Source organism: Thermococcus sp. MAR1 (assembly GCF_012027305.1).
Lineage (GTDB): Archaea > Methanobacteriota_B > Thermococci > Thermococcales > Thermococcaceae > Thermococcus.
Genome location: NZ_SNUF01000003.1, coordinates 132,100 through 158,059, shown reverse-complemented (window position 1 = coordinate 158,059; position 25,960 = coordinate 132,100). Strand labels below are relative to the sequence as shown.

The window sequence follows — 25,960 nt, the reverse complement described above, 5'->3', positions numbered from 1 at the left end:
GGCCTGTGCACGGTCCTCATCGTGACCCCTGTTCGGGGCCTAGGACCCTTCCACCCCAAGCTTCGCTTGGGATGTGCACCTCTTCGTGGTGGACCGGCCGGGATTCGAACCCGGGGCCTTCGGCTTGCAAAGCCGACGCTCTCCCAGGCTGAGCTACCGGCCCACGGATGGCAGGCCCGACATCCCTTAGACCCCCCGGACGGATTTTCCGGCGATAGGAGGTGATCGAGCCGTAGGTTCCCCTACGGCTACCTTGTTACGACTTCTCCCCCCTCACGGAGCCCAGACTCGACCCGACCTCCCCGAAGGGAGATCAGGCCTCATCCAGACCCCGCTCGGGTGGAGTGACGGGCGGTGTGTGCAAGGAGCAGGGACGTATTCGCCGCGCGATGATGACACGCGGGTACTAGGGATTCCAGCTTCACGCGGGCGAGTTGCAGCCCGCGATCCGAACTGGGGGCGGGTTTAGGGGATTCCCTTCCCCTTTCGGGGTCGGATCCCATTGTCCCGCCCATTGTAGCGCGCGTGTAGCCCGGGGGTTTCGGGGCATACTGACCTACCGTCGCCCGCTCCTTCCTCCGGCTTATCGCCGGCGGTCCCCCCAGAGTGCCTCCTCCCCAGCGGGGAGGACTGGCAACTGGGGGCGCGGGTCTCGCTCGTTACCACACTTAAGTGGACGCCTCACGGTACGAGCTGACGGCGGCCATGCACCTCCTCTCGGCGTGTCCGGCAAGACCTTCAGCCTGGCCTTCATCCTGCCGTCGCCCCCGGTGAGGTTCCCGGCGTTGAATCCAATTAAACCGCACGCTCCACCCCTTGTAGTGCTCCCCCGCCAATTCCTTTAAGTTTCAGCCTTGCGGCCGTACTCCCCAGGCGGCGGGCTTAACGGCTTCCCTTCGGCACCGGGCGAGCTCGAAGCTCGCCCGACACCTAGCCCGCATCCTTTACAGCCAGGACTACCCGGGTATCTAATCCGGTTCGCTCCCCTGGCCTTCGTCCCTCACCGTCGGACCCGTTCCAGCCGGGCGCCTTCGCCACTGGCGGTCCCCCTGGGATTATAGGATTTCACCCCTACCCCAGGGGTACCCCCGGCCTCTCCCGGTCCCAAGGCCCGCAGTATCCCCAGCAAGCCCCACGGTTGAGCCGTGGGATTTCGCCAGGGACTTACGGGCCCGGCTACGGACGCTTTAGGCCCAATAATAGCGGCCACCACTCGGGCCGCCGGTATTACCGCGGCGGCTGCCACCGGCCTTGCCCAGCCCTTATTCCCGGAGCTTTTTACACTCCGGAAAAGCCGTGGCGATGCCACGGCACTGGGGGTCCCCCCGTCGCGGTTGCCCGCATTGCGGAGGTTTCGCGCCTGCTGCGCCCCGTAGGGCCTGGACCCGTGTCTCAGTGTCCATCTCCGGGCTCCCACTCTCATGGCCCGTACCGATCTTCGGCTTGGTGGGCCGTTACCCCACCAACTACCTAATCGGCCGCCGGCCCATCCTCGGGCGGGCAAAGCCCCTTTCGGCCTGAGGACCTTCCAGTACCTCAGGCCTATGGGGGATTAGCCCCAGTTTCCCGGGGTTATCCCCCTCCCGAGGGTAGGTTACCGACGTGTTACTGAGCCGTCCGCCGGTGCGCGCAGAGCGCGCCCCATGACTCGCATGGCTTAGTCGGACCCCCATAGCAGTGGCCTCCGGCAGGATCAACCGGAATTGAGCAAGGAGTACGGCCGGTGGGACTTCCCTCAAGGGGAAGTACCAAATATCCGTCCGGGGTTTAGTCGGGATGTCGGGCCTGCCTTACCCCCGAGGGGTCCGCCTTTCGGCGTTTCCTCGGGAGCGCACCTTTTGTGACCCGGGCTGGAGGGCGGGGTTCATGAGTGGGTGCTTTGCACCCTGTCCCCCCGACGCCGCCGTCTTGGCGCCCGGGTGTTTCGCGCCCTGTTCGGGCGCTCCACCCAATAGGGGTGAACCCCCACAGTGAAAAATTTTTGCAAAACGGATTTTTGGTCAGATTTTTGAAAAAGGAGCTGTCAAAAGACGCCGTTAAATTGCACAATATTAGACATTAAAATGTCAAAAATTTTTGCACGGTCAGAGGGTGAAAAAGACGAGGAGCAGAAAACCAGAGACCACTGAAACAACAACTCCCATCTCGACCGCATCATCGTGACTCAGCCCGAGACCCCTTCCCGTTGCCCACCCAACGTAGCCGCCGAGTGCCACCATCGGAAGTGAAACCAAGAAAGGAATCCACCGTCCCCTCAATGGAGCAAGCCTCCCCACAAAGAGGACGAAATTAACTGCCGCGATAAGCGTCATGAGGACGAAACCAATGGTATAGATTGTGATTCTCTTCATCAGCGGCACCACCCGCAGGCCCTCGGTATTGTCACGTAGAACACCAGAACCGCGAGGAGGCCGACCAGGAGGGCAAGCTTTCCGGCGTTTCCGTCCTCCACCCCAATAGAGATGAAGAGATGCTTCGTCAGCGGGAGGAGAATCAGAAGAGAGAGGACCATGGAGAAGCCGTCCGCGAAGGGAATCACCGATCCCAGACTATCAACCACGAAGAAAGAAACCACCATTAAGAATCCGGCTCCAAAAAATGTCAGAAAGGTTAAGGGGGCGATGAGAGAAGACGCCCTGGCCATTGCCCCACCTCACAGCTTCAGTATATCGGGCACTATGCTTATCTTTGAGACGGGAGTGGGTATGGTGTTCGTGACGGCGAGCTCGTCAACGGCTTTGCTCACCCTCTCTATTGCCCCTTCCGCAAAAACTCCGTGAGTTGCAGCGACGAAAACTTTCTCCGCGCCCATGTCCCTGAGCAGGTTTGCGGCCCTGATCATGGTCCCTCCCGTGCTTATGATGTCGTCAACTATGAGCACGTTCTTTCCCTTAACATCAACGTCAACCGGCTTCATCTGAACCTCCGTCGGAGAGATGCGAACCTTGTGGAAGTGGCTGTACTCAAGGCCCAGCTTTTCGGCAACGGCCTTTGCCCTTCCAAGGGCGCCTTTGTCAGGGGCGAGAACAACGCCCTCACCGAGCTTCTCGCCAAAGTACTCGGCTACAGCCCTCGCTGGGGAAAGGTTGACTGCCTTCCCGGGGAAAAACCTCAGCGTTTCGGGGTTGTGAAGGTCAAAGACGTAGAGCTCGTCGTAGTAAACCGCGAGGGTTCTCATCACCGCCCTCACGCTTACAGGCTCGCCGTCCTTCGTGACCCTATCCTGTCTCGAGTAGGCAAGGTACGGAACGACCGCCCTGAGCTTCTGAACTCCCCTCTCGCGCAGCGCATCAGCGAGCAGGATGAGTTCGACCAGATGCTCGTCCTGGGGGGCAAAAGTGGACTGAACAACCGTAACCTCCTCCGAAGAACCCATGACCCTAACGTACTTCTCACCGTCCGGGAACCGCTTTATTTCAACGTTGAGAACCTCACCGCCGAGAGCTCTCAGCTCATCCTCCAGATGCCTGGCACCGCTCCCAACCACGAACATGGGCATCACCTCGTTTTGCCGTTGAAGTGTTCAACCGGGAGCTTATAAACCCACCGTTATACCAGAAGGACGGCAATAACACCCGCGAGGAATATTCCGTCGAAGGTTCCAGCCCCACCTATGCTGACCATCGGCGCACCGAGGTTCTTGATCTTTCCCCAGTTCATAACGTCCGCCCCTATAAGCACCCCCATCGTTCCGCTGACGTAGGCTACCAGATTAGGATTGCCATCTCCCAGAAGCCAGCCTAGGGTCATGGCTATCAGCGGGGGAAGGAACATTGGCATCGCTATCCCCAGACCCCTGACGGGTCTGGCGAAGGCGTGGCTGAAGAGGGCCGCTATCACAGTCGCAAGTGCCGTGTTGAAAAGCAACCCGAATTGACCGAAGTAGAGAAGCCTGAAGATTTCGTACATAACGATGCTGATGGGAACCAGTGCCCCGCCGACGTTTATCGCTATTATCACCCTCTTCTCAGCCCAGTCGAAGTAGGGGACTGGGTAGGAGATGCCGAAGAAGCGAACCTCCCTAAGGGCGACGATGGGCTCGTAGGAGACCTCCTCTGCTATGGGGATGTTGATGAAGCTCCCTAGGAGGGCGAAGAGGAAGAGGGCATAGGCCACCTCAGGGGGGATTCCAAGCTTCTCAAAGGCGGCCATGACTATGCTGGAGAAGACTACGAAAACCGCCAGGAGGAGAAGGAATATTAGAAGGAGAACCGGAAGCGAAACGGGTGGAATTATGAAGCGCCTCTTATTCATCCTCCACCACCACGTTGGCCCAGACCTGGGCGCCTCTCGCGATGCGGACTTTCCTCGGCCCATTGAATTTTTTCGCGTTGCTGAAGACCCAGGCGTAGAGGAGCTTGCCTTTGGAGTATTTCCTCAGAAATTCCAAGTCAACGAGGTGCTTGTCAGAGTGCTGAGCCAGCTCCTCCGCAGTGAACGGGCCGAGAACGTCAACGAGCTCCGCACTTCCAACCGCCCTGCCGCCGGCGAGAATAAGAACCTCACCCCTAATCCTCGTCCGGGATTTTCTAATCTCCCAGACCTTCTTTCCTTCCGCTATGAGGGTCGCAAAGGGTTCGCGAACTATCAGACCCTTTTTGCGGTTTGAATTCTCGGCGCACATCAGTATGGTGACGAAAACGAAGTATATAAAACCTACGCCGGATTTTCCGAAGCTTGCCAGATTTCCAAAAAGAAGCTCCAATGAAAAACTTTAAGTCCACCTCACCGAACCCATTGGAGGAGGTATCACCGATGAAGATTATCTGGTACGGACACGCGTGCTTTTGGGTCGAGACGAATGGTGTGAGACTGCTCATCGACCCGTATCCAGAGGTTGACGACGACAGGATAGGCGAAGTCGACTACATACTGATAACCCACGAGCACGTTGACCACTATGGCAAGGTGGAATTGCTCTCAAGGCTCCGCGATGCGACCGTGATAGGCCCGAAGCCCGTCTATATGATGGCCATCAGCGATGGAGTGACGAAGGTAAAGGAGATAGAGGAAGGCCAGACGATAGAGCTCGGGAACGGCGTTAAGGTCACCGCCATCTACATGGAGCACCCATCGAGCCAGTATCCCGTTGGTTACCTGATCCAGGGGGACAAGAGACTGTTCCACACGGGGGACACCTATTCAACGCCCGTCCTGCAGAAGCTCCGGGGAAAGGTGGACGTTCTCCTGGTGCCCATCAGCGGCCGCTCAACGGCCAACGAGCGCGAGGCGGCGCAGATAATCGAGGACATAAGGCCCAGAATCGTCATCCCGATGCACTACGGAGTATACGGCACGGGAAGCGTCGAAAAACTCCAGGACGAGCTGAAGAAAAAGCGCATATGGGTCATGGTCCGCCCCATGGAGCTCTACGAAGAGCTCACCCTCTAGCGGTGGGGCTGATGCTCACCACGGGGGTAAAATCACTCGACGAGCTTCTCGGCGGCGGGATAGCCGAGGGGGTACTGACACAAATTTACGGGAGCTTTGCCACCGGAAAGACGACGCTCGCAGTGCAGGTCGGCCTCCTGAGTCCTGGAAAGGTCGCCTACGTCGATACCGAGGGGGGATTTTCTCCCGAAAGACTGAGCCAGATGGCTGAGGCGAGGGGGTTAGACCCAGAAGAGGCACTCCAGAGGTTCATCCTCTTCACGCCATCGGACTTCAAGGAGCAGAGGCGTACCATAGGAAGCCTGAAGAAGGTCCTTGACGGCTCCTTTTCCCTCGTTGTTGTGGACTCCATAACGGCCCATTACCGTGTAGAAGAGCACAGAAGGAACCTCACCGCTGAGCTCGGCAAACAGCTCCAGGTTCTCCTCTGGATAGCCAGAAGAAACCGCATTCCGGTGATAGTCATTAACCAGGTTCACTTCGACAGCCGGGCGGAGAGAATGAAACCCGTTGCCGAGCACACCCTCAACTACCGGACGAAGGACATTTTAAGGCTCGATAAGCTCAGCACACCGGGGCTGAGGGTAGCGATCCTAGAAAGACACAGGTTCAGGCCAGAAGGAGGAATGGTCTACTTCAGGATAACGGAGAAGGGAATTGAGGACGTCAGCGAATGATATCCTCAAGGCCAAAGGCCAAAAAGCCCTCCTTCCTGAGCCAGTCTTTATCCTCAAGCTTCCTCGCTATGACGCCGAACCTATAGTTTCCCCTCAGAGGTAGGAGTTCTGCCTTTTTCTCAAGGGCTTTCAGAACTCTCTTTGCATCCCTCTGGCTTAGGTTCTTCCACTTTACCTCGAAGAGGGCAACGTTTTGCCGGTCGTATGCCACCACGTCTATCTCCTCCCCCCTGTGCCACCACCTGCCAACGCGCTCCGGCTTAAAACCGAGGTCAAGCCTTTTCACGAACTCCCTCGCTATTCTCTCGTAGGTTTCACCAACGAAGGCGGGAAACTCCGCTCTAAAGCGCTCAAAAACCCTATCTGGATTCTCCTCAAGGGCCGTGTAGTTGTGATAAATAAAGCGGAACCAGAAGCTGAAGAACTCGTCACTTATCTTATAGGCTACCTTCCTCGTCTTCAGCGGGTTCTCGGTAACTGGCACCTCCCTAACCAGGTACTCGTAGTGATTGGTCAGCTCGCTGAGGTATTTGCCCACCGTCAGCGGCTTCATGCCCGTTTTGTCGCTTATCTCCTTGGGCGTAACGTAGCCGAGGCTGACTGCTTCGAGAATCGAAAAGTAAGAGCGATAGAACCTGCCGAACTCAAGTTTAAGGACGTTCAATCCCTCCTCCCTGAGCGGGGCGAACTCGTCAAAGAAAAGCCTCCCGAGAGTCTCAACCGAGTCTCCGCGATAGTAGCGCGGAAGATAGAGAAGATACCTCGGCATTCCCCCTAAAGCCGAATAGAACTCAACAAAGTGCCTTGGGTTCACATCAGCCATAGAGCGCACAAAACCGTAAGCCCTCCAGAAGTCGAAGGGCTTGAGCTTCATCCACTCGTCGGCCCTACCGAAGAGGGGCTCCTTTCTGTCCATGAAGATTCGCTTAATCATGCCGACGTACGAGCCTACTGCAATGAGCATCAGGTTTGAGCCGTCCTTTTTCTCATCCCAGAGCTCCTGGAGGGATGAAAAGAAAGAGGGCTTAACCGCCTTGAAGTTCTGGAACTCATCGAACACCACCACGAGCCTTCTCTCGCGTGAGAAGTCCAGGAGAAACCCTACCAGCTCTTCGAGGGAAGAAAATCGCGGCTTCACATAGGAGGGGAGGTAATCGGAGAGCCTCTCCACGATCTCGCGCGACCATTCCTCAAGGAGCAGCTTTTCGTCCTTTTCACCGACGAAGAAGTAGAGACCGGGTTTGTCTTTTAGGAATTCCCTCACCAAGGCCGTCTTTCCCACCCTCCGCCTGCCGTAGATTACCAGAAAACTCGAACCGGGAAAAGAATAAACCTCGTTGAGCTTCCACAGCTCGCGCTCCCTGTCGTAGAACATATTACCCACCTGGTATATTACTGATTTGGTAATATTTAAGGGTTGCGGAAAAGAAAATCAAAACTTCGGATCTATTTTCTCAAGCTCCCTTACGAGTTCAATCGTCCGCTTCAATAAGTGCTAAAAATTGAGATTGAAAGTTTCCAGAAAACTTTTTATCGCCACGTTCCAACTATATTTGGTGAGACTATGGGGCTCACAAAAGTAACTAGAAACTATCAGATTACTATACCAAGCGATGTTAGGAAGAAGCTGGGGATTAGGGTAGGGGACGTTCTAGTGGTCGATGTTGAAGACGGAAAGGTAGTGCTCAAAAAAAGTGAACTTGAGCTTCCCCTTCTTCCGGGAGGAAAGGGGTTGAAGGTGGAAGACATCGAAGAGGCCATAAGAAGGGGGCAGGGTGAAGAGGAATGACGGTGATAGACACCAACGTCTTCGTGTACGCGGTTCTCAAAGATTCCGAGTTCAACGGAGAAGCGAGGAAACTGCTGGCCGGGCTGGAGAGATGGGTTGTCCCCAGCATAGTCCTTTACGAACTCTACTGGTTCTTCAGGGAGGAAGGTTATAAAAGTGAGGAAATAATGGAGGTCATCTCCTCAATCCTAAACAGTCCGAGGACGAAGGTAATCGGTGACGGCGGTAAATACACAAAACGCGCGCTGGAACTGACCAAGAACCCAAAACGCTTTAACGACATGGTAATCCTTGCCACAGCGGAGGATTTTAAAAAGCTCGCCACGTACGATAAGAGACTGAAAAAAGAAGCGGAAAAGCTGGGCATCAAAACCCTGCCTCAAACCCTCTCGTAAACCTCCTGGACTATTCTGAGGACAGAGCGGTAGAGCTTCTCGGTAATTATGCCCTCCTCGTAGTGCTCGGTCAGCTTCTCCTTGTCTATTATCTCCTTTTTGCCGTCCGGCCATTTAACGATGTCCACTTCAAGGTCTATGTAGCGTGCCCTGTCGGGGTATATCTCCACCGGCGTGTTGATGTTGTAGTACTCGCCCTTGAGGTTGCCGTTGCGGTCGTAGTAGCGGTGCACGAACCACCACTTTCCGGCCTCTATCTCCGTTATGACGTAATCACCGAACTCTATGGGTATGTCCAGCCCGTCGTAGAACTTCCCTGGCTTCAGGTGGCGCTTGAAGGTTATCTTCAGCGGGTTCATCGAGACCTCAAGTATCTCACCGGGCCCTATCTTTATCCTCTGCCCGTCGGGCTTGTAGTGCTCAAGGCTGAAGAGCCAGCCCTTCTTCGGCCCCTTGTTGGTTATGAGAGCCTCCCAGAAGCCGGTCTTTACCTTCTCTCTCTGGGCGGGAACCTTTGAGAGAATTCCCTCCGCTATGTCCACAGCGAAGCTCAGCTCGGGATCGTAGGCCTTCAGCTGGTGGTGGCCCTCAACGGTTGGCACGACCTTGTTCCTGATCTCATCGAGCTTTCTTTTGGCCCCTCCGCCAAACTCGACCTCGTAGATGTTCCTCCCCTCGATGATGAGTGAGGGAGCCGTGTATGAATCAGCCTTCTTGAGCCGGTCGGCAAGCTTGGAGAGGTTTATTATCTCATCACGGAGGGTGTTCCAGTCTTTATAAGCTGCGGCCGTTCTCCAGAGGATTCCCCATTCTCCCAGGTCTATGCTTAGGCCTAGGATGCGCAACCGCTCGCGCTCGCTCTGTTCCCTTATCTTTCTGGATATCTTGACGTGCCTCTGCGCGCCTATGGGCTTGGGAATCAGAACTGCATAGTCCCCTGGAATCGTTAAGGTGACGCTCAGCTGGGGAAGGAGGTTGTGCTTCTTAACCTGAACGAGAACCTCGTCACCCTCCATCGCGCGCGGCAGTTCGCTTCTCTGCACTGTTCCGATGGCGCTCCCAATGTCTATGTAGACGTAGCGCTCGTCCCTCTTGACGACCATTCCCTTGTAAATCCCGTAGAGCTGGTACGGGAGCCTCCTAAAGAAAACGTCTATGAGTTCATCCTCAAGGGCAGCCTTAACCTCCTCAACCTTCGTTCCAACGAGAACTACTCCGTGGTGGTCCTTCTTGTCGTAAACATCAACATCGAACTCGTCGTAGGTCTTTTCAAGCCCAAGTCTCTCGACGATCCTGTTGCTGGGCTGCGAGATTCCGAAGCCCCTGTCGAGGAAGAGCTTTGTAAGGGCCGTTGAGTAGATGCCCCTAACCCGAACTGAAACTCCTGTGTCTGTAGACACCTTCACCACCCCTCATCTTCTTTTCCACCACTCCAATGAGCGTGAGCCCTTCAAGTATATCCTCAACCCCCTCAACGCCGCTGAGTTTCTCAACGTTTCTCGCCTCGACCCAGAGCAGTCCCCCTTGAGTGCCAGTCCCTCAGAGCCTCTTCTACCTTGTGCACGTCCCCCGGATGAGTGTAAAGCCTGAGCAGGAAAACCTTTAAGATTTCAAGCTCGGCCTCAAGTTTCTTAATTTTTCTGAGTTCCTCCATTATACCAACGGGTACCTTTTTCTCCTTTTCGCCCCCCGCCAAAAGGCTCAGCCCCTCGACCTCCCGGAGCATCTCGCCCAGTGCCTTTCTAACCGCGTAGTCGTAAACCCTGTGGAACTGGACGAGCCGGTCCAGGGCCGTCGAGAGCTTTATCCTGGTGTCGTAATCGTGCTCTTTGACCAGGAGAGAGAGTATCTCCTCAAGGCGAAACTTCATCTGGTACTCGTTGCGGTACAGTTCTTTCGCCTGCTCCTCCATGTGACCGCCAAAGCTCCCCATCTCGCGGTACAGAGATGACGCTATCTCAAGCTTCTCCCTCGACATGTTGTACAGGGACCTCACCTTCTCCAGAAGAGCCTCTCCGTCCCGTTCCTCATAGATTGCTGGAAACTGCCTCTCAAAAGCCGAGTGAAGCGACTCGAGGTGTGAAAGTTGGGCCTTAACCTCCTCAACGTTCATGCGGAAAACCCCCTGGCCTTAATCTTGCGCCTCCCCCTACTTGTAGTTTTCGATGGGAATTAGTTAAACAAAAACACTTACCCAAAACCTTTTTTTAAGCCGGAATACTAATCACCCCGGTGGTTGAATGACGCTCTACGACCGCTTCGGCAGGCCAGTAACGAATCTGAGGATTTCGCTTACCCAGGACTGCAACTTTCGCTGCTTCTTCTGCCACAGGGAGGGGCAGCACTTCAACGCGAGCCTTGAGCTGACCCCTCATGAGATAGAAAGGCTTGTGCGTATAGCCTCAAGACTCGGAATAAGGAAGGTGAAGCTCACCGGCGGCGAACCAACGGTGAGGAGGGACATCATCGAAATTGTGAGACGGATAAAACCCTACCTTAGAGACCTCTCCATGACGACCAACGGGAGCCGCTTAAAGGAACTGGCCAGACCGCTGGCGGAGGCCGGCCTGGACAGGGTCAACGTCTCGCTCCACAGCCTCAGACCAGAGGTGTATAGGAGAATCACAGGCGTTGACATGCTCGACGTCGTTATCGAGGGGATCAATGAGGCCGTGAAGTACCTCAGCCCGGTAAAACTCAACATGACGGTGATGAAGGGCCTAAATGACGGCGAGATATGGGAGATGGTGAACTTTGCGGCAAAGACCGGGGCAATTCTCCAGCTCATAGAGCTTGAGGCCCCTAGAGAGTTCACGGAGACGCGCTTTTTTAAAAAGTACTTCTACCCCCTCAAACCGGTTGAGAGAAAGCTTGAGGAGATGGCCGTTGAAATCCGCGAGAGGAGAATGCACAGGCGAAAGAAGTACTTCGTCCCAACTGACTACGGAATAGCTGAGGTCGAGGTAGTCAGAGCGATGCACAACACCGTTTTCTGCGCCAACTGCACCCGCTTGAGGGTTACCTCCGACGGCAAGTTCAAGACCTGCCTGCTGAGGAAAAATGACCTGATAGACTTCGCCACTGCCCTAAGAAATGGGGCGAGCGATGCCGAACTCGTCGAGATATTCAGACGGGCCGTTCTTATGAGAGAGCCCTACTGGAGGTAAGCGTTTTTAAGTCCCTTTCCCAACTCCTCCCGGTGAGAGCTTGCCTGCGGTAAAGGTTCCTAGACGGGAGGCAGAACCCGTCAAGAGAAAGCTGAAGAAGCTCGGCCTCTACGACGGCAGGAGGAGGCCGAGGAGGGAAAACGGGTATGTTCTCCTCCCGGTTATCAGCGACCCCCGTATTGAGGGACTCGGCTACGAGGTTTTCCGGGTGGAGCTCCCGCTCAGGCCGGAGAGGCAGATATACAAGAACCTTGAGAGTGTTTTGGCCGAGAGGATGAGCAGAGAAGAGCTGAAGCACCTGAGGCGCTACGACGTGATAGGCGACATAGCGGTCATCCAGATTCCAGAAGAGCTTGAGCACCGCGTTGAAGACATAGTCTGGGGCCTGAGGAAGGTTCACCCGTTTCTGAAGGTGATAGCAAGAAAGGGCTTCCACGAAGGTGCCTTCAGGATAAGGGACTACTCAATAATCTGGGGTGAGGAGAGGCTGGAAACAGTCCACAAGGAAAACGGCGTTCGGATAAAGGTTGATTTATCAAAGGTCTTCTTCAACCCGAGAATGAAGGGAGAGCGGTACAGATTGGCCCAGCTCGTCCGCGACGGCGAGAGGATTCTCATTCCCTTCGCCGGCGTTCTGCCGTATGCGCTCGTGATAGCGAGGTACAGGAAGGTCAAGATAACCGCCGTCGAGCTGAACAGGGAGGCCTACGAGCTCGGCCTTGAGAACATCGAACTGAACCGGGAAAGGCTGAGGGGCGAGATAGAGTTCATTCACGGCGATGCCTTCGAGGTTCTTCCTGAGTTACCGAGCTACGACCGCGTGATAAGCCCGACGCCGAGGGGCGTTGATGCACTGGCTTTGACTCTCTCCAAGGCCGAGAAATGGCTCCACTACTACGACTTCGTCCATGAGGGGGAGATTGAGAGGTTCCGGGCAAGAATCCTCGACGAGTGCCTTAAGCTTGGAAGGGACTGCTCGGTGAGGGTGAAGAAGGTGAGCGACTTTAAGCCACATGTATTTAAGGTGTGCGCCGATATCGAATTAAAAGAGGGATAAAGAGCAATTCCTTCACTTCTTCCCGAGGAAGTCGAACAGCGTCGCCTGCTTGCCCTTCTTCTTGGGCTTGTCTACCTTCCCCTCGCTTTCCCCGACGGCTTCCATTTCCTCCTCGGCCTTCTGGAGCTCCTCCTCGCTTATCTCTTCCTCCACCTCTTCTTCGGCTCCTTTCTCCCCCTCAATTTCTTCTCCTCCTATCTCAGCGGCGACCCTCACGTGCTCCTCAAGCTCACCCCGCTCCTTGAGCTTCTTTTCGATGTTCATGCTCTTGCCCCATATGGTCTTAGCCTTCTCTTTATCGCCAACTATGAACTCGACCTCCTTGAGGTCAAGGTCGAGGTAGACGACGAAGTGCGCCGCCACCTCCGGATTGTACTCGAATATCGCCTTCAGAACGTTGAGGGTCTCCAGGGCTTCGAGCTTCGCCATGTGCATCTCCTTCATTATCTTCCTGAGTACCGAGTCCCTCAGTCCCCTTTCGGCCTTGCTCTCCGTGAGGAGCTTTATGGTCTTGGGCGGATAAATCCTCACGAAGCCCTTCCTCTTAACGCCCGCAACAGCAACCCCCGCCGTCATCATGTCCGTGGCGTACTTCCAGAGGCCGTAGTTCCCCGTTCTCTGGGCCCTGCCGAGGTATATGTCCGCCCTGCTGAGAGCCTCGTAGGCCCTCGCTATGTCCTCTGGCCTGTAGTAGACGTAGGGAAGGTTCTCGTCTATCCACTGGAGGAGCTCGTGGGGGAACATGTCAACTCCGAGGACGACCAGCTTGGCCTTCTTGGCGTTGTCGGTTGCGAAGAGCTGAGCCAGAGCCTGGAAGACGCTCTTTTCCGTGTCGCGGTAGGCGAGAACGTCGGCGGCATCCTCCACCCCGCCGGACACAACCGTCTGGAGGTCGTTGATCGCTGCGCGAAGATCGCCGTTCGCTCTCTTCGCTATCTCGTAGAGCACCTCCTTCGGAACGGTTAAGCCTTCTGCATGAAGGATCCTCACGAGCCCCTTTATGATGTCCCTCTGGGTCAGGCGCTTGTATTCAACGATCTGGGCCTTGTTCCTTACCTCCCTCGGAACCTCCCAGTAGTGGTTGGCGCTCATTATTATTGGGTTCCTTGCCCGGTCTATCAGCTTCGCTATTTCGCGAGCGCCGCTCGGCTCCATGTTGTCTGCCTCATCGAGGAATATGAGCTTCCTCCGCTTCCCCAGGATGTCCAGGGTGTATGCGGCCTGAACGTAGCGCTCCACCTTCTCAAAGGTTCTTTCGTCGCTGGCGTTGAGCTCGATTATTTCGAAGCCGTACTCCCTGGCTATAGCGTAAACCGTCGCCGTCTTACCTGTTCCAGGAGGGCCGGCCAGGATCAGCGCCTTCTTCTTCGGCGGACTGCCCTGGAGCCACGCCTCTATCCATGCCTTCACCTGTCCCAGGGCCTTGGTCTGGTTTATCAGCTCCGCCAGGCGCCTCGGCCGGTACTTCTCAACCCAGGGCATCTCCGTCATGGCCATCACTTACCCATCAGGGTGAACTGGGCGAGTAAAGCTTCAAGCTGTATCATCTCGTTGGCGCCTTCAACGAGGCGGAAGTTGTACTCTCCTATCTTATCCGCCAATGCCACCTTCTTGTCCTCAGGTATCGTCAGGTTGAAGACCTCCTTGTGCATCTGGATGAGAACATCCTCGCCGCTCAGGCCCTGCTTGAGGAGTATCTCCCTGAGCTTCTCCCTAGCCTTGAGGAAGTTGCCCTCCAAGGCCAAGGCCATCATCTGTCTGACGTCCTCCGGACGGGCCCTGCTGGCAACGAGGAAGACGTTCTCATCGGTTATCTTGGTGTCGAGGGCCGCTGCAGCCTGCAGGACGTTTATGGCCCTTCTGAGGTCGCCCTCTGCAACGTAGAGGAGCGCCTGGAGTCCTTCCTCCGTCAGTTCAAGCCCCTCGTTCTCGGCTATGAGCTCTATGCGCCTCGCTATGTCCTCGTCCCTCAGCGGCCTGAAGCGGAAGATGGCACACCTCGACTGTATCGGCTCGATTATCTTTGAGGAGTAGTTGCAGCTGAGTATAAAGCGGACGTTGTTCGAGAACATCTCCATCGTTCTCCTCAGCGCCTGCTGGGCGTCCTGGGTCAGGGCATCGGCCTCATCGAGGAAGATTATCTTGAAGCTGGCCCCGCCTATCGGCTTCGTTCTCGCGAACTCCTTCACCTTCTCCCTAATCACGTTTATGCCCCTTTCATCGCTCGCGTTCAGTTCGAGGAAGTTGTGCCTCCAGCCCTCGCCGAAGAGCTCCCTCGCGAGGGCCAGAGCGGCCGTCGTCTTCCCGACGCCGGGCGGCCCGGCAAATAAAAGGTGCGGCATGGAACCGGTTTTAACGTAGTGCTTGAGCCTCTTGACTATGTGATCCTGACCCACCATGTCGTCGAGCTTTTGAGGCCTGTACTTCTCAACCCAGGGCTTTTCGAGGATTTTAACCTCCTTAACTTCCTCCGGCATAGCTATCACCCTACCTAAAGGGCTTATGAGCTTTGGGGGTATTAAGCCTTTTGCCATGTGCAAAACTTTTATACCTCGATGTCCAAAAATCACCGGTGGTTCTCATGGCGAAGCTCGACTGGATTAGGGAAGAGCTCAAGGAGCTCAAGGAGAAGGGCCTTTACGTGACCATCAGAAAGCTTGAGAGCGCCCAGGGCCCCTGGGTCGTCGTTGACGGAAAGCGCGTTCTGAATATGTGTTCGAACAACTACCTCGGTTTAGCGGCCCATCCCAAGATAAAGGAGGCCGCCATAAGGGCAATCCTCGACTACGGCGTCGGTGCCGGAGCCGTCAGAACCATAGCCGGAACCATGGAACTCCACGTGGAGCTCGAGGAGAAGCTCGCCAAGTTCAAGAAGAGGGAAGCCGCTATACTCTTCCAGAGCGGCTACAACGCAAACCTCGGCGCATTAAGTGCTCTGCTCACCAAGAAGGACAACGGTGTCTTTATCAGCGAGGAGCTCAACCATGCAAGCATCATAGACGGAATGCGCCTCAGCGGCGCTCCTAAGGTCATCTACAAGCACCTCGACATGGAGGACCTCAAGAAGAAGCTTGAAGAGAACAAGGACAAGGAGAAGAAGATAATCGTCAGCGACGGTGTCTTCTCGATGGACGGTGACCTTGCGCCGGTCCCGGAGATGGCCGAATTAGCTGAACAGTACGATGCAATGCTCTACATCGATGATGCCCACGGTGAAGGCGTTTTGGGAGACAGCGGAAGGGGTATAGTCGACCACTTCAAGCTCCACGACAAGGTTGACTTCGAGATGGGTACGCTGAGCAAGGCCTTCGGCGTCATCGGCGGCTACGTCGCCGGACCGGAGGAGGCCATAGAGTACCTCAGGCAGCGCGGAAGACCGTTCCTCTTCTCAAGCGCGCCCAACCCGCCCGATGTCGCGGCAGCTATAGCGGCCGTTGAGATACTCCAGCACAGCGACGAGCTGGTTAAGAAGCTCTGGGACAACACCCACTTCCTCCAGAACGGGTTGCGGGAGTTGGGCTACGACCTCGGCAACACCAAGCACCCGATTACGCCGGTCATGCTCTACGACGAGAAGACCGCCCAGGAGTTCTCAAAGCGCTTATACGACGAGTACAACATCTTCGCACAGGCGATAGTCTACCCGACCGTCCCGCTCGGAACGGCCCGTATAAGGCTCGAACCTTCAGCAGCCCACACCAAAGAGGACCTCCAGTACGTTCTGGATGCCTTTGAAGACCTCGGAAAGAAGACCGGCTTTTTGAAGTGAACCGGTTTTTACATCTTTTCCAGTTTTAGTTCGAAATACCAACTACTGCCCCCTTTTCTGTGTTGGGTAAAAACCAAAGAATTACTGGATCTGCCCCACATCCACCGAAAAATATAATTCTTGGGAGAGAATACAATAAAATGTGTGATAACCAGGTTATGACGGGGGTGCCCCCGATGACCCTGATTCCAGCCATACTGGTGGAGATTTCATTCGTGGGTGTAGCCCTCCTGGCCCTCAGGTACCGGGGTAGGTTCACATCCCACTACCCGGAGCTTAAGAAGTTCTATGATTACACCCTTTCCGCCTTCATTACAGGGGCAGCGGCCAAGTTCACCTTCTTGTTTTTGGACCTTAGGGACAACGGTATGATCCCCCTGACCCCTGAGGAGGCGTCACTGATAAACGCTGGGGGCAACGCACTTATCCTAGTCGCAACAGCTATGTTCTTAATTGGCTGGGTAAACCTTCTAAAAGCCCTCATGGAGAGGTACGAGCTGATACCCGTGATCGAGTTCGCCGAAAATGAAAGGGGAAACGTCCTCAAACCCGGCCTCTACCTCTGCAACCTGCCGAACTGCTACCCGGTAATAGCCAAGCTCCTGCGTGGAAGGGCTGGGTTGATAGTCTCAAGGCACCCGCCCGAGGTCATCAGGCAACGCCTAAAAATCGAGAAAACCCCAGTACTCTGGCTGACCACGATCAGGGGCAAAAACACGGTTTCTCCCACCAGGCTTGAGTTCCTCCTCCAGACGATGGTGGACTTCATGAGAAAGACAGAGGACCCGAAGATAATCTTTCTCGATGGGGTCGAATACCTCATCTTAGAAAACGGCTTCGTGCCTGTCTTCAAGTTCCTAACTACCCTAAAGGACTACACCACCATCTACAACACCGTGGTTATAGTCCCCTTAAAGGAAGAGGGAGTAGACGAGAAGAGCGTGAACCTCATGTACAGGGAGTTTGAGAGGCTGAGAATGAAACCCTCGTGAACCGAAAGCTTAAACTGACTCAAGCACCACAGAAGGTGAACAGACAGGAGAACTCCAGATAGATAACAATGAAAATTACCGCCGCGATGAACCCAGTAGCGAGAGCAAAGTTGAGTGCTCTGTTCTTCTCCCAGGCATCATCGCGGTCGTAGGGGAGGACAAATAGATAATCCAGAAGGGGAATAATTCCCACAAAAATCAACGGCCACCCTATCAGGAGAATGCCACCGCGGAGCAAGAAGAAACAGAAGACAGGAATCAAAGAGAGCGCAAAAATCTTAAGGAGGCATTTCCTCCCAGGCCAAAGCCCAAGGTAAACCCTACCAGCCAGAAGACGGACTACGAACCAGGGAGCACCGACCATGCCCCAGACCAGCAGGAAAATCACCGATGCAATGGATAACACGCCCCACCCCATTCAAAACTTCACCCATTCTATTTTATAGTACACCACGTCGTTGTCCTCGTCAACGACGGCCATCACCATGTTCTTCCTGACGCCGTGGGCAACCCTCACGCGCGCCGTTATATCATTGGGGCTAAAGCGGAGGTTCTCCGGAACCACCCAGATGAGCCACTGGGAGTGCTCGTCCATCCCGCGCCTGTAAACGCGGAAGTGGGAGCCGAACTTGAGGGCGGACTTCACCGTGTACCCCCTGTCGCGCAGGTCGGTGTAAACCAGGAGCTTTATGTCGAACTGCTCGTCCCTTTTCCTTCCGAGTTCGACCAGTTCCCTGAAAGAGAGCTCTTTTTCGCCGTCGAAGACCCTTATTCTGCCCTTCTCCATAAGATAAGCCGCCTCTATGAGCGAGAGAAAGAGCTTCCCGTTCACAACCTCGCCGAAGTAGCGCTTGTTGTAGAACTGGTTTATCGCCTTTTCACGCTCGCTGAAGACTCTGTCCCCGCTGAGATGGAAGATTATCGGCTCCTTCAATTCCTCCCACCCCATTCCTCAGCAGGTAGAAGCATGTAATAGGCATCCTCCCCGTCGGCGTAGTAGCCGATTATGCGCTTGATGCGCTTGAAACCAAAGCGCTCGTAGAGCTTTATGGCCCTTTCGTTGCTCACGCGAACCTCCAGGCCTATGTAGCGGGCGCCCTTCTTTATGAGCCTTTCGATGGCCTCACTAAGCAGGGCCGAACCAATGCCGCTGCCCCGGTACTGGGGGTCGACGGCTATGCTCATTATATGCCCCTCCAGATCGGGCCTCAGATAGGCCATCACGTAGCCGATGACCCTCCCCCTGTACTCGGCAACCAGAAACGTGTCCGGATTGTTCTCAAGAAAAACGAGAAAAACCCCCCTCGGATATTCCTCGCGGAATGAGAGCCGTTCTATCCTGACGACGTCGGGTATGTCGAACAGCTTCGCCGGCCTTATGACGACCATCGCCAGGGGAATCCTCCCACCGGCTTCCCTAACGGACACGCTCATGTTATAAACTACACGCCAAAGCTTTTAAGACTTGAGGAGGACTTCATGTGGGGTGGCCACCCCGCGTGATGAGCACTCTCGAACCTGACCCCGGGATGATGACCGGATTCCTGGCTGATTCTTTCCCCTACTTTCTGGAGTAAAGTTTAAAGCCCCCGAGAACCAAGTCAGCCGATAGGTGATGTTATGCGCATAGCCGAAGACCTTAACAACCCGGTTGGAATCGTGACCGGTGAAGCCACGGTCAGCTCCTTCCAGTTCTACGCTCATCCCGATAGCGACCTCAAGTTTGGAGACTTCGTTGTTGCAAAGCTGTGCAAGGAGGCGAAGGACAGGAACTGCCGCTGGAACGGCGATGAGTGGGTTATAGGCACCATCAGGGGGATTAAAAACATCAACTGGCTCCTCAGCGAGGGGAAGAGCACTTTCGCGAGCCTCGACCTCGACCTGAGGGAGTACGGGGAGAGCATAGGCGAGAACGAGGCGCTTATAGTCACCGTCCACGTGCTGGGAAGGATAGAGTTCAGGGGTGAGGTTGCCGAGATAGTCCCCAACCGTGTCCCCGTCCCCAACGGAAACAAAGTCTACATAGCCAGCTCAGACCTCCTCAGGGCTATCTACTACGGCGGGGAGGGCTTCATCGAGGTGGGGACCCTGCTTTTGAGGGAGGACGTGCCGATATACCTCAACGCCGACGAGCTGGTTTCAAGGCACTTCGCAGTTTTAGCCGTCACCGGGGCCGGCAAGAGCAACACCGTTTCGGTAATGCTCTGGAAGATGGTGGAAGACCTGAGGGGAACCGTCGTCGTCCTCGACCCACACGGCGATTACATGCGCCTTAGTCTTCCCAACACGGGCACAAAGTACGTCAACCTCATCGAGGCAAGGATTCAGCCGGAGACGATGGACGGCGAGGAGCTGGCTGACCTAATGGAGATACAGAGCAACGCAACCATACAGCGCTCCTACCTGCTCCGCGCCTGGGACACGGTTCTCCACGAGAACCCCAACCTCGGTGGAAGGGAGATAGTTAAGGCCGTCCTCGACCTGCTCCAGAACTGGGTGGCCAACGCCGGGGGGAGCTACTGGGACCCCCACGCGAACAAATACCGCGACCTGGGCGAGATAAAGGCAACCGAGAGGGAAACGATAACGAGGCTCACGATGAAGATATCCCGCTTCCTGAGGAACTACGGCCACCTGCTCTCAAGCGAGGACATAGTAGCATCCATCAGAGCCGGGATGGTGAACGTTATAGACCTCGGACCGCTCGACGAGGGCCAGATGAAGCTTGTCGCAGCAAAGCTCCTCGAAAAGATGTTCGAAACCAGAATGGACTACGAGAAGGCCAGAAAGAGGCTCGAATACCTCAGGAGAAAGTACGGGAGCAGGATCTCGGCCGTTTCGGAAGAGGTGGAGGAGCTTGAGAGGTTCATCCGCTCGGTTGAGGCGAGCTATCCGGCCCTCTCAGAACCTATACTCATAATAGTGGAAGAGGCCCACATCTTCGCACCCCACGGCGAGAAGGGCGGAACCGTGAGGATTCTAAGCAGAATCGCCAGGGAGGGCAGGAAGTTCGGGGTCGGGGTAGGTTTGGTATCCCAGAGACCGAGCAGGCTCAGTGAAGACGTCCTCAGCCAGACGAACACCAAGATAATAATGCGCATCGTGAACCCGAACGACCAGAACTACGTCATAAAGGCCAGCGAGCAACTGAGCGGCGAACTGATGGGCGACATAGCCGGCCTCGGCAAGGGCGAGGCGGTGATAGTAGGCCAGGCCATAAGCCTGCCGGCGCTGGTGAAGATACACAACTTCAAGGCCCTCGGCGGCGACTACGGCGGGGAAGACATAGGCGTCGTGAGGCGCTGGAGGGAAAGGGCGGAGCGCGAGAGGGCAGAGGAGAAGAAGGAGGAGCTCTACGAGGAGGAGGGCATAGAGCTGGACTTCTGAGGTGTTAGCATGAAGTTCGCCCACATGGCAGATGTCCACCTCGGCTTCGAGCAGTACCGCCTTCCCTACCGTGCCGAGGAGTTTGCCCAGGCCTTCAGGGAGGCAATGGAAAAAGCGATAGCGGAGGAAGTTGACTTCATCCTCATAGCCGGCGACCTGTTCCACTCAAGCCGGCCCAGCCCGGAGACCATAAAGACCGCGATAGAGATACTGAAAAAGCCGAAAGAAGCCGAAATTCCTGTCTTCGCCATAGAGGGGAACCACGACAGGACGCAGAGGAAGGTCTCGGCATATCATCTCCTTGAGGGGCTCGGTCTGCTCCACCTCGTCGGTCTGAGGGACGAGAAAGTCGAGAACGAGTATCTGACGAGCGAGAGGCTTGGGGGCAAATACCTCGTTAAGGGCGTCTTTGAGAGGGGCGGAAAGAGCGTCGAGATCCACGGACTGAAGTACATGAGCGCGGCATGGCTTGAAAGGAACAGGCTGGGGGAGATCTTCAGGCCGGAAGGCGATGCAATCCTGATGCTCCACCAGGGGGTAAAGGAGCTCATAGAGAAGATGATGGGGATAATCCCCGAGAGCCAGCGCGACTACTTCGAGCTGAGGATGGAAGACCTGCCAAAGGGCTACCTCTACTACGCGCTCGGCCACATCCACAGGAACTTCGAGACCAGCTACGACATAGGGACTCTGGTCTACCCGGGCTCGCTCCAGCGCTGGGACTTTGGAGACTATGAGCTCAGGTACCGCTGGAACGGGAGGAGCTTCACCCCGGAGGCCGGTACGAGGAAGGGCTTCTACGTAGTCGAGGACTTTAAGCCGAAGTTCATCGAACTGAGGGTGAGGCCCTTCATAGACGTCAAACTCAAGGCCGACGAGGAGACCGCCAAGAGGGAGCTGAAGCGCCTCAGGAGCAAGATACCAGGGGAGGCCTTCGTAAGGCTCGACCTGCGCTGGGAGAAGCCCTACGACGTTTCCAGCTTTCAAGAAATCCTGGAGGTCAAATACCTCTATCTGAGAACGCGCTTTGAAAGGAAGCTGAAGGCCGCCGCCGGCGGAGAAGTGCCGAAGCCGGCCGAGTATTTCACCCCAGCGGAGCTGAGGGCGATAGAGCTGACCGGCGAGAAGAAGTTCGATGCCATAGATACCGTCGTCGAGCTGTTTCTGAAAGCCGAGGAGAAGAATCCCGAAAAGCCGGGAGAGGAGAAGCGCGAAGAGCCCGCCCCGGCCGAGGAGGAAAAGCAGAAGAGAGAGGAAAAACCCGAAAGGGCGCGGAAATCGGAGAAACCCAAGCCAAAGGGCAAGCCCACGAGCATTCTCGCCTGGATCGGTGGTGGAGATGAAGATTGAAAAGCTCATAATCAAGGACTTCCGCTCCCATTCACTGACGAAGGTCAACTTCACGAGCGGGATAAACCTCATAATCGGACAGAACGGAAGCGGTAAGAGCTCCCTCCTCGATGCGCTCCTCGTCGGCCTCTACTGGCCGAGCAAGCCCAAAGACCTCAAAAAGGAGGACATACTCAGGGTGGACGGAAAGTCCACGGAGATAACGGTCTTCTTCGAGAAGGACGGCGTCAAATACCAGCTCCACAGGAACATAACCCGGGGAATGGCCTTCGCCAAGTACCACGATGGGAGCTCCTGGAAGCATGCTACAGAGACCAGCCAGAAGGCTGTGAGGGACTGGATGGAAAAGCTCGTTCCGTACGACGTCTTTCTCAACGCGATTTACATAAGGCAGGGAGAAATCGACGCCATCCTTGAGAGCGACGAGAGCAGGGAGAAGGTTGTCAGACAGGTTCTCGGCCTTGAAAAATACGAGAACGCCTACAGGAACCTCCTCGAAGTTAGGAAAGAGATTGAGCGGAGAATAAAATCAACGGAAGACTACCTCAAGAGCACGGAAAACCTCGACGAGCTGATCGGAGAGATGGAGAGGGAGCTGTCCAAGACCCTCAAAGAGATAAACGAGCTCTCACCCCAGATTCCAAAGCTGGAGAAGGAACTGGAAGGAGTAGAGAGAAAGCTCAAGGAACTCGATGCCCTGGAGAAGGAAATAAACTCCCTCAGACTTGAGGTCAAGGAGAGGGAAGGGAACCGAAAGCGGCTTGAGACGAAGCTGGATGGACTTGAAAAACGCATAACCGAGAGCAAAGAAAGATTGAGTGAGCTGAGAGAACTTGTGAAGGAGTTCCAGAGGCTTAAGGAGAAAGCAGAGCTCTACCTGAAGCTCTCGAACTTCAGAAGGCGCTATGTGGACGAGAAGGCCAGGAACGAGAAGCTCGCCGAGAACTACCGGGCACAGATTTCGGCGATAGAGGAGCGCCTCAAGGAGCTGAGCGAACTGGAGAAGCGCCTCAGGGGACTGGAGAAAGAGAGGGACAAACTCGAAAGGAAACTCAAGGGGCTCGAAAAGGACGTCCGAGCATACGAAGATGCCAGATCGTTATCATCGCAACTGGAAGACCTCAGAAAACGCCTCAAACTCTCCAGAGAAGAGATAGAAAAGTTCATCGAAGAGATCGAGGATGCAAAGAAGAGGAAGGAAGAGATACAGGCAGAGCTAAACGAGATAAACGGGGAGCGTGGCGGGCTGAAAAACCTGGCCAAGGAAAGGAACAGGGCCATAATGGAGCTGAAAAAAGCCAAAGGTAAATGTCCCGTCTGCGGCAGAAAGCTGACCGAGAAGCACAGAAAGGAGATAATCGAGAAGTACCAGGCCGAGCTCAAAGATGTTTCCCAGTCCCTGAAGGAGCTCGACGAAAGGGAAAGGGACCTCAGGAGCGAGCTCGTCAAGATAGAGAAGATCCTGAAGAGGGAGCGCGAGCTTATAAGGCAGAAAGAGCTCCTCGACCAGATAGCTGAGCTTGAGGAGAAGCTGAAGGGATACAAGCTTGAGAAGCTCAGGAAGAAGGCGGAGGAGTACGAGAGAGCGAAGAGCGAACTGAGCAGGCTCATGGGTGAACTGGAGAGCACGAAAGCCGAGCTTGAGAAGGCGAAGGCACTCAAAAAGAAGAAGACAATCGCCGGGGAGAAGCTCAAGCTTATCGAGGAGAAGCTGAGGAAGCTCAATGAGGAGCTTGAGGGGATGGGCTTTTCAAAGGTTGAAGAGCTCGACGAAAAGCTTGCAGAGCTCGAACCGTCCTACAAGCGCTACCTGGAACTGAGGAACTCCAAGGAGGAGTTTGAGCGGGAGAAGAGCAAGCTGGAGAGGCTCAAGCTGGAGCTTGAGGAGGTAAAGAGTAGCCTGGATGCTGAGAGCAGAGCACTGAAGGAGCGGATGGATGAGCTGTCAAAGAAAGAGAAGCTTTACAGCATGGAGGAGCACGAAAAGACCCGGGAAGCCTTCGCCTCGCTCAGGGAGGAGCTGGCCGGGAAGAGGGCCCAGCTGGAGGCTCTAAAGAAGAAGCGCGACGAGACCATGGAGAACCTCAGGAAGCTCAAGGAGGAGAGGGAGCGCAGAAAGGAGAAGGCAAAGGAACTTGAGGAGCTTAAGAAAGCCCGTGAGAGAGTGCAGGAGCTCAGGGAGAAGGTGAGGCGCTACAAGGCCATGCTCAAGGAAAACGCCTTGGCAAAGGTCGGCGAGATAGCCAGCGAGATATTCGAGGAGCTGACCGAGGAGAAGTACTCCGGGGTTACAGTGAAGGCGGAGGAGAACAAGATACGGCTTGGGGTGCTATACAACGGCAGGGAATACGGCCTCGGGTTCCTCAGCGGCGGGGAGAGGATAGCCCTCGGCCTGGCCTTCCGGCTGGCGCTCTCGCTCTATCTGGCTGGAGAGATAAGCCTCCTCATTCTCGACGAGCCAACACCATACCTCGACGACGAGAGAAGGAGAAGGCTCGTTGACATAATGCAGCGCTACCTAAGGAAAATACCTCAGGTAATAGTCGTTTCGCACGACGAGGAGCTGAAAGACGCCGCCGACAGGGTGATACGGGTGAGCCTTGAGAACGGCGTCTCGGTGGTCAAAGAGGTCGAGCTGGGGGTGTGACGATGGGGTACAGGCTCATAGACAGGGCGAGCGTTGACAGAATAAAAGGCATGCTGCTGAGGGGCTACGCCGAGGCGCAGGATAAGCTGAAAACCATAGAGTGGCGTGAGCTGCCGGACAGGAGGGAAAGCAAAGTCTATGCAATCGACGGGAGCCAAGGAAAGCAGAGGCTCAGCGGAACGATTTTCTACGCCGTCTCAAGTTACGCCTTCGGCAACGGCCCGGCATACAGGCTGGTCTACACCAACGCAATGCTCTACAACCAAGGTATATCCGACCAGATAATCCGCCTCCAGATGGAGACCCTTGAGAACAAGCTGGGCTACCTCGCGGCGAAGATTGGCAACGTGGACTACGTCATGATGGACGGAACTTTAACTGGTTCTCTGACGAGGCCGCCAGTTTATCCGGAGAGCGTGCGGGGGATAAACGCCCTTCAGGTTGTGTTAGAAGACGAGTTCGCCTCCATGATAGAGTTTGTGCTGGAAAGACTTGAGAAAAACTACCAGGATCTGGAATCAAGGCTCAAAAAAGAAGGAAAAAGCCATGAGGAAGTGATATTTGCGGAGTCCCTTATGAGGGACGTTTTCAGAAAGTTCTTCAGAAACAAACTCATTGCACACTCCAAAGGAATCAGGATAAGAAACTGCGAAACAGCACCGGAGAAAGTGCTAATACCACTCGATGCCCTCGAGAGGTATAGAGGAAGGAGTGTTGAAGAAGCCGTCGAGAACCTGAGGAAAAAATACTGCAGGGAGATAGTGATCGAAGATATCAGGGAAGCCATCCATGTGGTTTTAAGCTACATTGAATACCTCTACTCGTTGGAGCAACTTCTCGATATGAATCTAATTTACGTCGCCAAAAGTTTCTATACAAAGCGGTTTTCAAAGAAAGCCGGTGTTGATCTTCCAGATGTACCGTATCTTGATGTCTACATACGGAAAAAATTCGGCGAAGAGATACCAGGATACTTACCATTCCCCGAACCGGTGAAAGTTGAGCACTCCCTCCCAGAGTCGCTGAGAGAGTTCTTTCCAAAAATCGAGGACATAAGCTCTCGGGGTGTTCCCTCCGCGTACATCCGCACCATGAAGGGCGGTGTCATATACCTCCTCCAGAGCAACAGGGAGATAAACGACGACCTCTTGGCTGAGATACTCTGGCACGAGAGGAACGGCTACTTCAGGCCGCTCCAGAGGGCCCACGAGGGAGTGAAGATCGAGAAGAAGGCCTTCGATGCCGAGCTGAAGGCACTGCTCAATATAATAAAGGCCGAAAGCCCCGAGCTGAGGGTATTCCTGAAGTACGGGAGGAGCCCGCTGGAGTAAAAAAGAAA

General features: G+C 55.2%; 25 protein-coding genes, 1 tRNA gene and 1 rRNA gene. 12 read left to right on the top strand and 15 right to left on the bottom strand.

Annotation, left to right across the window (positions count from 1 at the left end; genetic code table 11):
* Positions 1 to 86: 86 nt before the first annotated feature.
* The 7 genes from E3E25_RS11070 to E3E25_RS11040 all read right to left on the bottom strand — a co-directional run bounded on the left by E3E25_RS11070 (position 87) and on the right by E3E25_RS11040 (position 4,624).
* A tRNA-Ala gene (locus E3E25_RS11070) sits at positions 87 to 163 on the bottom strand.
* Between the two features lie 53 nt (positions 164 to 216).
* Positions 217 to 1,704, bottom strand: a 16S ribosomal RNA gene (locus E3E25_RS11065).
* 380 nt (positions 1,705 to 2,084) lie between these two features.
* Positions 2,085 to 2,360, bottom strand: a complete 276-nt coding sequence (locus E3E25_RS11060) for a hypothetical protein (RefSeq protein WP_167893341.1) — start codon at positions 2,358 to 2,360, stop codon at positions 2,085 to 2,087.
* Positions 2,351 to 2,644 (bottom strand): hypothetical protein, encoded by a 294-nt coding sequence (locus tag E3E25_RS11055; protein WP_206204724.1) that lies wholly within the window; start codon positions 2,642 to 2,644, stop codon positions 2,351 to 2,353. Before E3E25_RS11055 ends, E3E25_RS11060 begins: the two co-directional genes overlap by 10 nt.
* Positions 2,645 to 2,653: 9 nt before the next feature.
* On the bottom strand, positions 2,654 to 3,493 hold the full coding sequence (locus E3E25_RS11050; RefSeq protein ID WP_167893400.1) for a ribose-phosphate diphosphokinase: 840 nt from the start codon (positions 3,491 to 3,493) through the stop codon (positions 2,654 to 2,656).
* 56 nt (positions 3,494 to 3,549) lie between these two features.
* Positions 3,550 to 4,254 (bottom strand): DUF1614 domain-containing protein, encoded by a 705-nt coding sequence (locus tag E3E25_RS11045; RefSeq protein ID WP_167893339.1) that lies wholly within the window; start codon positions 4,252 to 4,254, stop codon positions 3,550 to 3,552.
* A complete protein-coding gene (locus E3E25_RS11040; protein ID WP_167893338.1) occupies positions 4,247 to 4,624 on the bottom strand; it encodes an ASCH domain-containing protein in 378 nt (125 codons plus the stop codon). The genes E3E25_RS11045 and E3E25_RS11040 overlap by 8 nt, the downstream gene beginning before the upstream one ends.
* Before the next feature lie 131 nt (positions 4,625 to 4,755).
* On the opposite strand from E3E25_RS11040, the gene E3E25_RS11035 reads away from it, so the two are divergent.
* A complete protein-coding gene (locus tag E3E25_RS11035) occupies positions 4,756 to 5,391 on the top strand; it encodes an MBL fold metallo-hydrolase (protein WP_167893337.1) in 636 nt (211 codons plus the stop codon).
* Positions 5,392 to 5,402: 11 nt separating this feature from the next.
* Entirely contained in the window at positions 5,403 to 6,068 is a 666-nt protein-coding gene (radB, locus tag E3E25_RS11030) for a DNA repair and recombination protein RadB (RefSeq protein WP_167893336.1), read from the top strand.
* On the opposite strand, the gene E3E25_RS11025 is transcribed toward radB, so the two are convergent.
* Positions 6,058 to 7,443, bottom strand: a complete 1,386-nt coding sequence (locus tag E3E25_RS11025) for an ATP-binding protein (RefSeq protein ID WP_167893399.1) — start codon at positions 7,441 to 7,443, stop codon at positions 6,058 to 6,060. The two genes, radB and E3E25_RS11025, sit on opposite strands and share 11 nt — an antisense overlap.
* A 189-nt stretch (positions 7,444 to 7,632) precedes the next feature.
* Between E3E25_RS11025 and E3E25_RS11020 the strand changes: the two genes are divergently transcribed.
* Together E3E25_RS11020 and E3E25_RS11015 are read left to right on the top strand one after the other, a co-directional pair.
* On the top strand, positions 7,633 to 7,857 hold the full coding sequence (locus tag E3E25_RS11020) for an AbrB/MazE/SpoVT family DNA-binding domain-containing protein (protein ID WP_167893335.1): 225 nt from the start codon (positions 7,633 to 7,635) through the stop codon (positions 7,855 to 7,857).
* Entirely contained in the window at positions 7,854 to 8,252 is a 399-nt protein-coding gene (locus tag E3E25_RS11015; protein ID WP_167893334.1) for a PIN domain-containing protein, read from the top strand. Before E3E25_RS11020 ends, E3E25_RS11015 begins: the two co-directional genes overlap by 4 nt.
* Here E3E25_RS11015 and E3E25_RS11010 read toward each other — a convergent pair.
* On the bottom strand, positions 8,237 to 9,652 hold the full coding sequence (locus E3E25_RS11010; protein WP_167893398.1) for a ribonuclease E/G: 1,416 nt from the start codon (positions 9,650 to 9,652) through the stop codon (positions 8,237 to 8,239). The genes E3E25_RS11015 and E3E25_RS11010 overlap by 16 nt on opposite strands.
* Positions 9,653 to 9,741: 89 nt before the next feature.
* Positions 9,742 to 10,365 (bottom strand): hypothetical protein, encoded by a 624-nt coding sequence (locus tag E3E25_RS11005; protein ID WP_370456687.1) that lies wholly within the window; start codon positions 10,363 to 10,365, stop codon positions 9,742 to 9,744.
* A 127-nt stretch (positions 10,366 to 10,492) separates the two neighbouring features.
* Between E3E25_RS11005 and moaA the strand changes: the two genes are divergently transcribed.
* On the top strand, positions 10,493 to 11,419 hold the full coding sequence (gene moaA / locus E3E25_RS11000) for a GTP 3',8-cyclase MoaA (protein WP_167893333.1): 927 nt from the start codon (positions 10,493 to 10,495) through the stop codon (positions 11,417 to 11,419).
* A 40-nt stretch (positions 11,420 to 11,459) separates the two neighbouring features.
* Entirely contained in the window at positions 11,460 to 12,476 is a 1,017-nt protein-coding gene (locus tag E3E25_RS10995; RefSeq protein WP_167893332.1) for a class I SAM-dependent methyltransferase family protein, read from the top strand.
* Between the two features lie 12 nt (positions 12,477 to 12,488).
* On the opposite strand, the gene E3E25_RS10990 is transcribed toward E3E25_RS10995, so the two are convergent.
* Complete coding sequence (locus tag E3E25_RS10990; protein ID WP_167893397.1) at positions 12,489 to 13,967, bottom strand: replication factor C large subunit; 1,479 nt, start codon at positions 13,965 to 13,967, stop codon at positions 12,489 to 12,491.
* A gap of 5 nt (positions 13,968 to 13,972) precedes the next feature.
* The gene (locus E3E25_RS10985; protein ID WP_167893331.1) at positions 13,973 to 14,953 is read right to left on the bottom strand and encodes a replication factor C small subunit; all 981 of its coding nucleotides are present in this window, start codon (positions 14,951 to 14,953) and stop codon (positions 13,973 to 13,975) included.
* A 104-nt stretch (positions 14,954 to 15,057) separates the two neighbouring features.
* On the opposite strand from E3E25_RS10985, the gene E3E25_RS10980 reads away from it, so the two are divergent.
* Together E3E25_RS10980 and E3E25_RS10975 are read left to right on the top strand one after the other, a co-directional pair.
* Positions 15,058 to 16,245 carry a glycine C-acetyltransferase gene (locus E3E25_RS10980; RefSeq protein ID WP_167893396.1) on the top strand — a complete coding sequence of 396 codons (1,188 nt, stop codon included), beginning with the start codon at positions 15,058 to 15,060 and terminating at the stop codon, positions 16,243 to 16,245.
* A 176-nt stretch (positions 16,246 to 16,421) separates the two neighbouring features.
* Entirely contained in the window at positions 16,422 to 17,237 is an 816-nt protein-coding gene (locus tag E3E25_RS10975) for a DUF835 domain-containing protein (RefSeq protein WP_167893330.1), read from the top strand.
* Between the two features lie 19 nt (positions 17,238 to 17,256).
* Here E3E25_RS10975 and E3E25_RS10970 read toward each other — a convergent pair whose 3' ends face one another.
* From E3E25_RS10970 to rimI, 3 genes are read right to left on the bottom strand one after another with little or no spacing between them, the layout of a single operon-like run.
* Positions 17,257 to 17,655: a hypothetical protein gene (locus E3E25_RS10970; protein ID WP_167893329.1), complete on the bottom strand. Its 399-nt coding sequence runs from the start codon at positions 17,653 to 17,655 to the stop codon at positions 17,257 to 17,259.
* Positions 17,656 to 18,171: a tRNA-intron lyase gene (endA, locus tag E3E25_RS10965; protein WP_055428565.1), complete on the bottom strand. Its 516-nt coding sequence runs from the start codon at positions 18,169 to 18,171 to the stop codon at positions 17,656 to 17,658.
* Positions 18,168 to 18,671 carry a ribosomal protein S18-alanine N-acetyltransferase gene (gene rimI / locus E3E25_RS10960; RefSeq protein WP_055428564.1) on the bottom strand — a complete coding sequence of 168 codons (504 nt, stop codon included), beginning with the start codon at positions 18,669 to 18,671 and terminating at the stop codon, positions 18,168 to 18,170. Before rimI ends, endA begins: the two co-directional genes overlap by 4 nt.
* Positions 18,672 to 18,857: 186 nt before the next feature.
* On the opposite strand from rimI, the gene herA reads away from it, so the two are divergent.
* Genes herA through nurA form a run of 4 tightly spaced genes read left to right on the top strand, consistent with a single transcriptional unit; the run spans position 18,858 to position 25,952 of the window.
* Entirely contained in the window at positions 18,858 to 20,624 is a 1,767-nt protein-coding gene (gene herA, locus E3E25_RS10955) for a DNA double-strand break repair helicase HerA (protein WP_167893328.1), read from the top strand.
* Positions 20,625 to 20,633: 9 nt separating this feature from the next.
* Complete coding sequence (gene mre11, locus E3E25_RS10950) at positions 20,634 to 21,974, top strand: DNA double-strand break repair protein Mre11 (RefSeq protein WP_167893327.1); 1,341 nt, start codon at positions 20,634 to 20,636, stop codon at positions 21,972 to 21,974.
* Entirely contained in the window at positions 21,964 to 24,621 is a 2,658-nt protein-coding gene (gene rad50, locus E3E25_RS10945; protein WP_167893326.1) for a DNA double-strand break repair ATPase Rad50, read from the top strand. Before mre11 ends, rad50 begins: the two co-directional genes overlap by 11 nt.
* Positions 24,622 to 24,623: 2 nt before the next feature.
* Positions 24,624 to 25,952 carry a DNA double-strand break repair nuclease NurA gene (gene nurA, locus E3E25_RS10940; protein WP_167893325.1) on the top strand — a complete coding sequence of 443 codons (1,329 nt, stop codon included), beginning with the start codon at positions 24,624 to 24,626 and terminating at the stop codon, positions 25,950 to 25,952.
* Positions 25,953 to 25,960 lie beyond the last annotated feature (8 nt).